Source organism: Allomuricauda sp. TY007, from assembly GCF_010468565.1.
Lineage (GTDB): Bacteria > Bacteroidota > Bacteroidia > Flavobacteriales > Flavobacteriaceae > Flagellimonas.
Genome location: NZ_WUEG01000014.1, coordinates 1 through 12503, shown reverse-complemented (window position 1 = coordinate 12503; position 12503 = coordinate 1). Strand labels below are relative to the sequence as shown.

Genomic DNA, 12503 nt, shown 5'->3' with positions numbered 1-12503 from the left:
AGGAACAGCAGAAAAATTAATATGAAAATTGGAGGAAATCGCATTATTTGGATATTTTACCATTGGTACAACTTACAAAAGATTTTGCTTTTTCCACAAAACCATTTTCCTTATCAATAGTGGTATAGCCCATTTATTTGAGGGTTTCTTTAATTAAGGAAGCCCCATCGGCGCTCTGGTGATCAAAGCTGACCGATGAGTTTTCCTTTTCCACAATCACATCTTTTATTTCTGATAATTTCTTTGAAATGATATTGACACTACCCCGCATTTGAGGTTTTGTACCCGGAATGTTGTTTTCATATTGACTATTTCCAGATCAATAGCACCAACCCATGTATCCGCCCCTTAAATCGTAAACCTTGGTGAAGCCCAAACTCACCAGCTTTTTTGCTGCTTTTTGACTTCTATTTCCAGATTGGCAATAAATGTACACTGGAGCATCCTTTTTCAATTTTGAAAAAGCGGCATCAAATGCAACTCCTTGAAAAAAATCGATGTTCTTGGCTCCTTTTATGTGGCCCGATAGAAACTCTCCCTTGGTTCTGACATCCACCAATTGGACCTTACCTTTGGAAATGGCGGTTTTATATTCCTCCCTATCCAAAATATTGATTTCATCAGGGAGGTTCTGTTCTTTGAACAAAAAGCTTAATATTGACATAGTATCGTTATTTTAAGGGGCTAAAATACCTCGGCCAACCTATGAGGGTCAGTAACGATAGTTACACAAAAACAACTTTAATGCTTTTTTAAGAAGTTATCCCCATCTTACTTCAAAGTAGTAGGACATACGTAATCCGTAACAGGAATCCCCGCATTTTTTATGTCGGCAAATCCTCCGGCCACATCGACCAGGTTATGGATACCTCTACTTTTTAGTATGGATGCGGCGATCATGCTGCGATAACCTCCTGCACAATGAATGTAAAAGGTTTCCCTATTGGGAAATTCGGTCAGGTGGTCATTGATGTAATCCAATGGGGTTAAATGGGCATCCTTGACGTGCTCGGCCTGGTATTCGGATTCCTTTCGCACATCAAATACAGGAACCCCTTGTCCTATCATGTCCTTCAGCTCTTGGGCATTCACGCTATCCACGGTGTCCGCATCCTTTCCCGCTTTTTTCCAAGCTTCGATCCCGCCCTTCAAATATCCGAGGGTCTTGTCAAAACCTACCCTTGAAAGTCGGGTGACGGTCTCCTCTTCCCTGCCTTCAGGGGTTACCAATAAGATAGGTTGTTCCACATCGGCGATCAATGCCCCGACCCAAGGGGCAAAGCTACCGTCCAATCCAATGAATATGGAACGGGGCACATGGCCTTTGGCAAATTCATCTTGATGGCGTACATCAAGAACAACAGCTCCGGTTTCGTTTGCGGCAGTTTCAAAAGCCTCTGGTGTTAACGCTTGTGTCCCTCTTTCCAGAACAGTACCGATGTCTTCGTAACCTTCCTTGTTCATTTTTACGTTCAAGGGGAAATATTGGGGTGGTGGCAAAAGACCTTCCGTAACTTCTTCAATAAATTCATCTCTCGTCATATCGGCCCTGAGAGCATAGTTCATTTTCTTCTGATTGCCCAAGGTATCCACGGTTTCTTTCATCATGTTCTTTCCGCAAGCAGAGCCGGCTCCGTGCGCTGGATAAACAATCACATCATCTGCCAATGGCATAATCTTGTTCCGAAGGCTATCGAACAAGGTCCCAGCCAACTCTTCCTGTGTCATATGGGCCGCTTTTTGGGCAAGATCAGGCCTTCCCACATCTCCCAAGAATAAGGTGTCACCGCTGAAAATGGCATGGTCTTTCCCGTTTTCGTCCTTCAACAAATAGGTTGTGCTTTCCATGGTATGCCCAGGCGTGTGCAAAGCTGTTATGGTAATTTTTCCCAATTTAAACACTTGTCCATCTTTAGCGATAACCGCATCAAAAGATGGTTTTGCCGTAGGCCCATATATGATAGGCGCTCCTGTCTCCTTCGATAGGGTTACATGTCCGCTCACAAAATCTGCATGGAAATGGGTCTCAAAAATGTACTTGATGGCAGCTCCATCTTCCTTGGCCTTTTTTATGTAGGGCTGCACTTCCCTAAGAGGATCTATAATTGCGGCTTCCCCTTCACTTTCAATGTAATAGGCTCCCTGGGCCAAGCACCCTGTATATATTTGTTCAATTTTCATTTCTTATGGTTTTTGCCAAAAATAAATTTGCCTCCTATACTTTTCAGTCACCAAAGTTACAAACTCTTTGTCTTGGACTGTAAGGATACTTTTTTTTGCATAAGGGTCCTCTCCTTTTGTTCGCTACAATTGTCCACCGCATCAAAAGTCTGGACAAACAGGTTTTCTTCACCAAGAATGTCCACGATTCCGCTACTGTACAGAATATCCCTTGTGGGACCTATGGCGGCTGCAATAAAAAAATGGATGCCTTTTTTCCGCAAGTCAAGTATGAGCCTTTCCAACATGCCCGCAGCACTGCTGTCTATATAATTGATAGGCTCCGCATTTAGGATGATGTACTTGAGGACGGGACCTTTTTTCTCAATCAGTCGATAGAGTTGTTTTTTGAAATAATCTTTATTGCCAAAATACAATTGGGCATCGAACCTTATGACCAATTTATCCGCATCCACTTCCACATCTTCCGAGAAACGGTCAATGTTCTTATAATAATGGGTTCCCCTGACTTTTCCCAAAACAGCGATGTGTGGTTTGGATATTCTATATACCAGCAACATTAGGGAGAGTAATACTCCTAAAAGTATTCCTTCCATCAAACCAATGAAAAGGGTCATCAAAAAAGTAGCAGTCAACAGGAAAAACTCATCCTTTCTGTTCTTCCACAATACCAAGGGGTATTTTATATCTATGAGGCCAATCACCGAAACTATGATGATGGCACCCAAGACCAGAGCGGGCAATTTGTAGAACAATGGGGTGAGGAAGAGCAGCACGCCCGCTATAATAAGTGTACTAAAGATGAGTGACATCCCTGTTTTTGCCCCGGCCTGATCATTGACAGCGGTCCTTGAAAAACTGCCGGACACTGAAAAAGACTGAAAGAATGAGCCCAAAATATTGGAAAGGCCCAAGGCTCGTAGTTCTTGGTCGGCATCCAGTTCGTATTCCGGATGTTTTTCTTCAACTGTCTTTGCTATGGATACGGACTCCATAAACCCAAAAAGCGCCACTGTTATGGCAATGGGCATAAGCTGTCCCATTTTGTCCCATTGGAATTGTGGAAGCTGAAAATCGGGAAGGCCCTTTGGAATATCGCCCACAATATAAATCCCCTTTGTTTCCAGATTAAAAATCACTACTGCCAAGATGCCTAGTACCACGATCAACAAGGGGGCGGGCAATTTTTTGTTGATTCTTTTTAGTAGAAACATCAAAAATATGGAGACTGCGCCCAGTCCCAAGGTCAATAGGTCGACATTGTCCAAACTTCCAATAATATTGCCCAACAGTTCATAAATTTTACTGGACTGTGCAAAGTTTGTCCCCAATATGTGTTTTAATTGCCCCAACCCTATTAAAATTGCCGCGGCCGATGTAAACCCGCTTATAACGGGTTTGGACAAAAAATTTACAAAAAAGCCCATTCTCAAAATACCCAAAAGAAGCTGTATTCCCCCTATGAGCAGGGTCAAAAAAAGTACGGTGGAAATATATTCTTCTGTGTTAACCAGTTGTAATGCGCCAACCCCTGCCGCGACCAATAATGAATCCATGGCCACAGGCCCTACACCCAATTGCCTTGATGTTCCCATAAGAGCATATACCAATGGAGGCACCAATGCAGCATATAACCCATAGATTGGAGGCATTCCTGCAATCATCGCATAGGCCATCCCTTGTGGTACCAACATAATTCCCACGGTAAGGCCCGCAACCAGGTCTCCTCGGAGCAATGATTTGTTGTATGTGGACATCCAAGATAAAAATGGCAAGTACCGTTTGATCATGAGATAGATTTTATACAAAAATAGGGTGACCCATGGAGAACCAAAGTAACAAAGGACACACTTATAGATCCACAATTTGGATGTAACTTCTATGAAGCACCAGTTTCTTCATTTTCTCCAACTTTTTCAATAATCTGGAAATCACAACCCTTGATGTGTGAAGATCATAAGCTATTTCTTGATGTGTGTTCCGTATGCGGTTGTCGTTGGTTACCTCGACTTTCTTTTGAAGGTAATCCACCAATCTTTGGTCTAAATTTTTGAACGCTATACTGTCCACGGTCTGCAATAACTCGTTCAAACGGTTGTGATAGCTTTCAAAGACATAGTTTCTCCATCCTTTGTACTTGCCCATCCACTCTTCCATTTTCTGAACGGGAACCATTATCATTTTGGTTTCGGTTTCAGTTATGGCCCTGATCTCACTTTTGGTTTGCCCCATGCAACATGCCATGGTTACGGAACAGGTTTCGCCTTGTTCGAGATAATATAGGAGCAATTCATCCCCTTCATCATCTTCCCTGAGCACTTTTATGGCTCCGGACAACAGCAAGGGTATGCTTCTTATGTATTGTCCGATATCCATTATGGTTTCGCCTGCCGGGACTTCCTTTAATGTCCCCACCTCAAGAATCTCATCAATAAGGGGTTGTTCAAAATGGCTGTTGAATGTTGTTAAAAGCTCTTCTTTCATAGTATTAAAATACACTCCTCTAAGGTAACCATTTTAGGAAAAATGGTAAGCTTTTGAGCAACCCAAAAACAAAATCCACACTTTTGGCGGGACACCTTAATTTGATTAAGAATATTGTTCGCCGTCAATTCCATATAATTATGATAAAATTGGAAATCCTCGCTTTCTTTTATGGATTACAATCTCTTGTAGTGACCAAAAAAATGAAGAGCACAATCAAAACAGGTCATAACCTTACCCCTGTACACTTCTCCATTTTGCCGCCAATTACAATTATTGAGGAATCAAGCCCATTTAAATTATGGCTAGCAAACGATTATTGATTTATATGTTGAATTATTGAAACAATAAGGTACACTTCACAATAATTAGCTATTTTCATTGCCATTTTAATCTTGTTATATGTATTGGATAGGTTTTGATATTGGTAGTTCTTCCATAAAAGCTGCTTTGATCAGTGCTGACGATGGGAGTTTTGTTTGTATGGCCCAATATCCTGAGAAAGAAATGTCCATGACCTCTATAAATCCAGGTTGGGCAGAGCAAGATCCAGAGGTTTGGTGGAAAAACCTGTGTATCGCTACCAAAAAATTACTTTCAGAAAATAATATCGATAAAAACAATATTAAAGGAATAGGCATTTCCTACCAAATGCACGGACTTGTAGTGGTGGACAAAGACCTTAATCCATTGAGGCCTTCCATTATTTGGTGCGATAGCAGGGCTGTAGCAACAGGGGAAAATTTGTTCCAAAAGGTTGGAAAGGAAAAATGTGTAGATCATTTGCTCAATTCCCCCGGTAATTTTACACTATCCAAGCTAAAATGGGTCAAGGATAAAGAACCCGATACATACCAAAAAATACACAAGTTTATGCTTCCCGGCGATTTTATTGCCTTACGGTTGTCCGGGAAGTGCGTTACCACCCCCTCGGGGCTTTCCGAAGGGATAATGTGGGACTTTAAAAAGAACGACCTTGCCGATTGGCTTTTGGAAGCGGCAGAAATAGACCCTAAGCTTGTTTCCAAAATTTTCCCCTCGTTTTCGGAACAAGGATATGTGAACAAACAGGGAGCCTTGGACAGTGGTTTGCCCGAAGGCATTCCCATAATGTACAGGGCCGGAGACCAACCCAACAATGCCCTTTCCCTTAATGTAATGGAGCCAGGGCAAATTGCGGCCACCGGAGGAACTTCGGGGGTTGTATATGCCATATCCGGACAAGAAAATACACGGGAGCATACAAGAATCAACAGTTTTGCCCACACCAACCATACAGCTCAAAAAACGCGAATAGGGAAACTCTTGTGCATAAATGGAACGGGAATCCAGTACAGTTGGATCAAAAACGAACTGACCCACGGACTTTCTTACAATGATATGAACCAACAGGCAGAAACCATCCCGATCGGTTCCAATGACCTTTGCATTCTTCCCTTTGGGAACGGCGCTGAACGCATGCTGGAAAATTGTAGAAAAGGCTCACGCATCCTTAACCTCAATTTCAACATCCATAAAACGCCCCATTTATTCCGGGCAGCACTCGAAGGCATTGCATTTGCGTTTGTACATGGCATGGAAATATTACAAAACGACGGCGTTGATATTCAATCCATAAAAGCTGGTAATGATAACCTTTTTAGGGCAGGAATATTTTCCAAAACCATTTCTACACTCACAAAGAGCCGGATTGATATTGTGGAAACCACTGGTGCCGTAGGAGCTGCAAGAGCAGCAGCCTATGCCTTTGGAGATTTCGCAAGCATTGGAGAGGCCACTGCATCAGACGCTATCCAATTGACCTATGAACCCGACAACCAAAAACTGAACGAATACAAACAGGCTTATGAAATCTGGAAAAGGGCCCTAAATGAATATATTGATTAACTGAACTTAACAATTATGATCACAAAAGGAGACAAAGAATTTTTTAAAGGCATTGGAAAAATTGCATTCGAGGGGAAAGAATCGGACAATCCATTAGCTTTCAAATATTATGATGAAAATAAGATGGTAGGCGGCAAAACCATGAAAGAACATTTCAAATTTGCCATCGCCTACTGGCATACTTTTAACGACACGGGCAGCGACCCCTTTGGGGCACCCACCAAAAATTTCCCATGGTTGACCAATACAGACCCTGTTCAGCAGGCCAAGGACAAAATGGATGCAGCCTTCGAATTCATCACAAAAATTGGTGCGCCCTATTACTGTTTCCACGATATTGACCTGATCGATGAGGGCAGTACCTTGGCCGAATCGGAAAAAAGGTTGGATATCATAACGGATTATGCCCAAGAAAAGATGAAGGAATCCGGTGTTAAATTGCTCTGGGGAACGGCAAACTGTTTCAGCCATCCACGCTACATGAACGGAGCCGCCACCAATCCCGATTTTGACGTGGTGGCCACTGCAGGGGCCCAAGTTAAAAATGCGCTCGATGCCACCATTAAACTTGGAGGGGAAAACTATGTGTTCTGGGGAGGACGCGAAGGGTACATGTCATTGCTCAACACCGATATGGGCCGCGAACAGGACCATATGGCACGCTTCCTGCACATGGCCAAGGACTACGCACGCAAACAAGGGTTCAAAGGAACGTTCTTCATCGAACCCAAGCCCATGGAGCCCACAAAGCACCAGTACGACTTTGATTCGGCCACTGTTATCGGTTTCCTTACCAAATATGATCTTTTGGACGATTTTAAACTGAACATCGAGGTAAACCACGCTACTCTGGCACAACATACCTTTGAGCATGAACTCCAAGTGGCAGCGGACAATAATCTTTTGGGAAGTATTGACGCCAACAGGGGCGATTACCAAAATGGTTGGGACACCGACCAGTTCCCTGTTGATGTTTACGAGCTGGCCCAAGCTATGTTGGTGATTCTGCAAGCAGGTGGTTTCCAAGGTGGAGGCATTAATTTTGATGCCAAATTGAGAAGAAATTCCACCGATTTGGAAGACATTTTCTATGCGCATATTGGAGGAATGGATGCATTCGCCAGGGCATTGTTGGCGGCAAACGCCATTTTAGAAAATTCCAATTATCTTAGCTTGCGAAAAAATCGCTACGCATCTTTTGATACCGGCTCTGGGAAGGCATTCGAGGAAGGTAAGCTTTCTTTGGAAGATCTTTACGCACATGCAGCAACCCATCAGGACATCAAAAAGATCAGCGGTAAGCAAGAATTGTTCGAAAATATTATCAACCAATATATTTGATCAAACAACCGACTAAACAAACCGTTTTGGTCTAAAGCCGAAACATCAAACTTTATTTTATGGCACTTATTTCGTTTTTAGGGTTCACACTTTTAGTGGGTATCATATCCTGGTGGTCCGTTAGAAAAACAGATGAATCATCCTCCGATGGCTACTTTTTGGGAGGCAGGAGTCTTACAGCAGGGGTCATTGCCGGCTCCCTGTTATTGACCAATCTGTCCACGGAGCAAATAGTGGGCCTTAATGGGAGCGCCTATAAAGATGGTCTTTCGGTAATGGCCTGGGAAACCTTGGCCGCGCTTGCCATTGTGGTCACGGCATTATTTTTACTGCCACGCTATTTAAAAGGCGGACTGACCACGGTACCCCAATTCTTGGCCAAGCGTTTTGATGTCACTACAAAAACCATAACCTCGGGATTGTTCCTAACAGGTTATGTGGTGGTATTGCTTCCGGTAATCCTATATTCGGGATCGGTGGCCATAAGCGGCATGTTTGATGTACCCGGATTACTTGGGGTCTCGGATTCCACCGCCTTGGTAATCTGTATTTGGGGAATTGGCATCATAGGGTCCATTTATGCCGTTTTTGGTGGATTGAAGGCGGTTGCCGTTTCGGATAGCATCAACGCGGTTGGACTTATAATCGGTGGAATACTGATTCCTGTTTTTGGTTTGATGGCGATAGGAGATGGAAGTGTTTTTGGGGGGCTGGAAACCTTAATGTCCGCCAACCCCGAACGTTTCGATTCTACAGGAAACCCTGGACAAGAGGTTCCTTTTGCCACCATTTTTACCGGAATGATGCTGGTCCAGCTTTTTTATTGGGGCACCAACCAACAGATCATTCAACGTGGTTTAGGCGCCAAAAACCTGGCAGAAGGGCAAAAAGGGCTTTTATTGGCAGCATTCTTAAAGATTTTGGGGCCAATCATTCTGGTATTGCCCGGAATGATCGCCTATTACTATTTTGAAGGAGGACTTGCAAGCAGCGACCTTGCTTATCCGGAACTGGTAAGGGCCGTGCTGCCAAAACCGTTGATGGGCTTTTTTGCGGCTGTTCTGTTTGGTGCTATCCTGAGTTCTTTTAATAGTGTGCTCAACAGTTCGGTTACCTTGTTTGGGATAGATATCTACAAACAGCACATTAATAAAAATGCCTCGGAGATGATTGTGGTAAAATACGGTAAGGTGTTTGGCGTATGTTTGGCATTGGCTGCCATGTTTATTGCTCCGCTTATTGCCAATGCGGGCAGTTTGTTCAACTATCTACAAGAAATCAACGGAATTTACAGTATCCCGATTTTCACGATCATTGTAGTTGGGTATCTAACAAAAAGGGTTCCTGCCATTGCAGCCAAAATCGGTATTCTTTCAGGTTCTGTTCTTTATATCATCAGCCAATTTATTGTAGGACCCAAAATGGTGGCCAATGCCCTTGCCGAAGCCAAGGCAAATGGCATTACCGACCCCGCTGAACTAAATATGGTAGAAGCTGGGGCATATCCGCATTATCTTCATGTAATGGCCATATTGTTTGTTTCCAACATTATTATTATGCTGATTATTGGAAAATTCTATCCAAGAAAGGAACCTTTCCAACTGGAGTACACCAAACAGGTATCCATAGAGCCTTGGAAACATGTAAAACTGGCAAGTGGGTTTATCACTATTGTCGTTATTGCCATCTACATCTACTTTGCGAAGTAGAACCGATTGAATAAAAACGAAAAGGCCTGGAACAATTTTCAGGCCTTTTTATTGCAATATGTTTTTTAAGAAATTGTCTTTGTAAGCTCTCCCCATGGGTATTTTGGCACCATTGGTCAACAGGACTAAATTACCCGAGATCCTATCAATCTTTTGGGTATTGATGATATGGGATTTGTGTATTTGATAAAATTGGCTGCTGCCCAATAACTCCACCCAGTGCCGTAGGGGCTCATTGGACAATATTTTCTTTTCCTTGAGGTGAATTTCGGTATAATCGGAATCTGAAGTGATCGTATAGATGTCCTTTACCAAAACCTTGATATGTTCGTGGCTGGATTTTACGTAGATTTCCGCAAGGGGAGCTGTATCGTTTTTTGATATGATATGCTCGTGCTTGGCGTTTACTTTGTTTATGGCCTGTAAAAAGCGCTGGAAAGAAAATGGTTTTAGCAGGTAATCCACAACATTCAGGTCATATCCTTCAAGGGCGTATTCGGAAAAAGCAGTGGTCAAGATAACCTGTGGCGGGTCTGGGATGCTTTTTAAGAAATCCAATCCGTTGATTTTGGGCAAGTGGATGTCCAGAAACATCAAATCCACCGATTCGGTATTCAAGAATTCCATCGCCTTCAACCCATCGGAAAATACATCTACCAACTCCAAGGTGGGTACATCTTGGATAAATTTTCTTAAAATTCGCTGTGCCGGCGGTTGATCCTCAACAATAATACACCTCATAACCTATACTTTTTCCAATTCCAATCTTAGGTACACTTTATAGGAATTGTCGGCCTCTTCTATTTTTAAAACATGCTTTTTCGGGTACAATAGTTCAAGGCGTTTTCGTACGTTCTTTAAACCTATCCCCTTTGCAACACTATCCAGGCTAAATCCCGGTTCATAGTTGTTCTTGCAACTAAACTCCAATGTAGCATTGTTCAGTTTTACGGATATGTCTATTTCGATATCGGAAGATTGGCCGGACTGGCTGTGCTTGAAAGCATTTTCAATAAATACAATCAAAATTAAAGGAGCGATCTTATACTCCCCTTCTATCTTGTCCACATCAAACTGAACCTCGCCCCTATCCTCTATCTGCAGTTTATACAACCGAATAAAGTTGCCCAATTGCTCCAATTCCTTTTTTAAAGGTACAAACTGTTCCTTGGATTCGTACAACATGTACCGCAGTACCCCGCTCATTTCAAGAATGATCTCTGGGGTCTTTGGTGATTCCTGCAGGGCATAGGAATAAAGGTTGTTCAAATTATTGAACAAAAAATGGGGGTTTATCTGACTTCGCAAAAATTGTAGTTCGCTTTCTTGAATGGTGGTCTCGAGTTCATCTATCTGAGCCTGTTTTTTTAAGGCATCCCATCCAAATTTGCAACCAGAAAGTATAAACATTACCGGCAAAACCCCTAAAAGGGAGACATAAATCCCTGGAAAAGTATCCGCCCTTTTTGTATTGGGGAATATAAGAGGTTCCAAAACTGTTTCTTCTATGGTAATTATTATCGCTACAACTATACCGGCACCCAAAAAGAATTGCCAATACTTTTTTTTGTACAAAAATTTGGGCATAAGGTAGTACGTAATCGCAACAGTGGCAACGGCATAAAACAAAAGGAATATGGCCCTGTGCACATTTATGCTCCCCGTATGTCTTTCAAAAGAAAAAAACAGGAGCACCAGTATGTGTAGCACTATTTGAAAAAGAAGTTCTTTTTTAGAAATCAATACACAATAATTAATTAGTGCCAAAACTATAGATAAAACTGCTGTAAAAGAAAAGCAGTTTTACCAACAACCAAATTTACCCCCTAAACGACATTTTACCCCTGGCTATTCATAATTAATTGGTTGATTGAGGGTTAACCCTTGTCGTTCACGGAAAATATTTACTATTTACATTCTGATGGTCCATATTTAAGCTAAGGCATCATCAAAAATGATGACTCACAAGTTTTTAAAAACAATATCACTAACACTTAAATCACTCAACAATGAAGAAGACATTTCTCGTACTGACATTCTTAACCTCTTTTATGGTTGTGGCACAATCTACTTGGAAATCGGATGGAGCACACTCCAAGGTAGGTTTTGGCATTTCACACCTAATGATTTCTACCGTGGAAGGCCATTTTAGCGACTTTGACATAACAGCGACCGCAACCGATACCTTTGACGAGGCTGAATTTACCGTTGACATTAAAACAACCAGTATTGATACGGATAACGATAGACGCGACGACCACTTAAGAAGTGCTGATTTTTTTGATGCTGAAAAGTATCCTTCCATTACCTTTAAAAGCACCAATTTTGAAAAAACTGGGGACAATACCTTTAAACTCAAAGGTGACCTTAGTATGCATGGCGTTACCAAACCGGTAAGCTTGGAAGGAAAAGTGAACGGGATAATTACTGACCAGCGAAGCCAAAAATTGAAAGCAGGACTCAAACTAACCGGTACCATTAACCGATTGGAGTTTGGTGTGGGCGAAGAATCGGCCTCCATAGGGAATGAAGTGGAAATGACCATTCACTTGGAGATGGCACAGCAGTAACATATAATACTTAGTGTAGCATGGGGTGTTTAAAAGGTAGGTTTTCCGTCAACCTGAACTTAATCCAAGTTATCATAACAGCTTGAATACCATTATGGCGAAATTCTCAAATTAATTCAGAATGTGACGTATTTCAATACTTTTTAGGCACCCCATTTTTTCCAAGTACAAGCAACTCCTTTTTAGGACTATCTCATAAAGTGTGTAAATAGAAAATTAGCGGGGGCATGCCCCCGCTAATTTTTTGTCTAATTTTAAATATTTGCACATTATGAAGAAAGAAGAATTGTTCAACGACGATTTCCTGAAGCAGTTCAAATCGGGAGACGAG

The 12503-nt window shown here is 42.2% G+C and carries 10 protein-coding genes; 4 read left to right on the top strand and 6 right to left on the bottom strand.

Going from position 1 to position 12503, the window contains the following annotated elements:
• Positions 1-319: 319 nt before the first annotated feature.
• From GO009_RS14030 to GO009_RS14015, 4 genes are all read right to left on the bottom strand, one after another.
• Complete coding sequence (locus GO009_RS14030) at positions 320-664, bottom strand: rhodanese-like domain-containing protein (protein ID WP_163626957.1); 345 nt, start codon at positions 662-664, stop codon at positions 320-322.
• Between the two features lie 107 nt (positions 665-771).
• Positions 772-2181: a rhodanese-like domain-containing protein gene (locus GO009_RS14025; protein WP_163626955.1), complete on the bottom strand. Its 1410-nt coding sequence runs from the start codon at positions 2179-2181 to the stop codon at positions 772-774.
• A 56-nt stretch (positions 2182-2237) separates the two neighbouring features.
• Positions 2238-3971, bottom strand: a complete 1734-nt coding sequence (locus GO009_RS14020) for a SulP family inorganic anion transporter (RefSeq protein ID WP_163626953.1) — start codon at positions 3969-3971, stop codon at positions 2238-2240.
• A gap of 61 nt (positions 3972-4032) precedes the next feature.
• A complete protein-coding gene (locus GO009_RS14015; protein WP_163626951.1) occupies positions 4033-4665 on the bottom strand; it encodes a Crp/Fnr family transcriptional regulator in 633 nt (210 codons plus the stop codon).
• A gap of 402 nt (positions 4666-5067) precedes the next feature.
• Between GO009_RS14015 and GO009_RS14010 the strand changes: the two genes are divergently transcribed.
• The 3 genes from GO009_RS14010 to GO009_RS14000 are packed head-to-tail and all read left to right on the top strand — an operon-like array spanning position 5068 to position 9602.
• On the top strand, positions 5068-6552 hold the full coding sequence (locus GO009_RS14010) for a xylulokinase (RefSeq protein ID WP_163626949.1): 1485 nt from the start codon (positions 5068-5070) through the stop codon (positions 6550-6552).
• 15 nt (positions 6553-6567) lie between these two features.
• Complete coding sequence (xylA, locus tag GO009_RS14005; protein ID WP_163626947.1) at positions 6568-7893, top strand: xylose isomerase; 1326 nt, start codon at positions 6568-6570, stop codon at positions 7891-7893.
• A gap of 59 nt (positions 7894-7952) precedes the next feature.
• Positions 7953-9602 (top strand): solute:sodium symporter family transporter, encoded by a 1650-nt coding sequence (locus tag GO009_RS14000; RefSeq protein WP_163626945.1) that lies wholly within the window; start codon positions 7953-7955, stop codon positions 9600-9602.
• 48 nt (positions 9603-9650) lie between these two features.
• Here GO009_RS14000 and GO009_RS13995 read toward each other — a convergent pair whose 3' ends face one another.
• Entirely contained in the window at positions 9651-10343 is a 693-nt protein-coding gene (locus tag GO009_RS13995; protein ID WP_163626943.1) for a LytTR family DNA-binding domain-containing protein, read from the bottom strand.
• Between the two features lie 3 nt (positions 10344-10346).
• Positions 10347-11312, bottom strand: a complete 966-nt coding sequence (locus GO009_RS13990) for a histidine kinase (protein ID WP_313790230.1) — start codon at positions 11310-11312, stop codon at positions 10347-10349.
• A gap of 299 nt (positions 11313-11611) precedes the next feature.
• Here GO009_RS13990 and GO009_RS13985 point away from each other — a divergent pair, with 299 nt between their 5' ends.
• A complete protein-coding gene (locus tag GO009_RS13985) occupies positions 11612-12172 on the top strand; it encodes a YceI family protein (protein ID WP_163626940.1) in 561 nt (186 codons plus the stop codon).
• The last annotated feature ends 331 nt before the right edge of the window (positions 12173-12503 follow it).

Coding starts and splice junctions, on each gene's coding strand:
- GO009_RS13985 (WP_163626940.1), top strand. CDS start 11,612: ATGAAGAAGACATTTCTCGTACTGACATTCTTAACCTCTTTTATGGTT.
- GO009_RS14015 (WP_163626951.1), bottom strand. CDS start 4,665: ATGAAAGAAGAGCTTTTAACAACATTCAACAGCCATTTTGAACAACCC.
- GO009_RS14030 (WP_163626957.1), bottom strand. CDS start 664: ATGTCAATATTAAGCTTTTTGTTCAAAGAACAGAACCTCCCTGATGAA.
- GO009_RS14010 (WP_163626949.1), top strand. CDS start 5,068: ATGTATTGGATAGGTTTTGATATTGGTAGTTCTTCCATAAAAGCTGCT.
- GO009_RS13995 (WP_163626943.1), bottom strand. CDS start 10,343: ATGAGGTGTATTATTGTTGAGGATCAACCGCCGGCACAGCGAATTTTA.
- GO009_RS14025 (WP_163626955.1), bottom strand. CDS start 2,181: ATGAAAATTGAACAAATATATACAGGGTGCTTGGCCCAGGGAGCCTAT.
- GO009_RS14020 (WP_163626953.1), bottom strand. CDS start 3,971: ATGATCAAACGGTACTTGCCATTTTTATCTTGGATGTCCACATACAAC.
- xylA (WP_163626947.1), top strand. CDS start 6,568: ATGATCACAAAAGGAGACAAAGAATTTTTTAAAGGCATTGGAAAAATT.
- GO009_RS14000 (WP_163626945.1), top strand. CDS start 7,953: ATGGCACTTATTTCGTTTTTAGGGTTCACACTTTTAGTGGGTATCATA.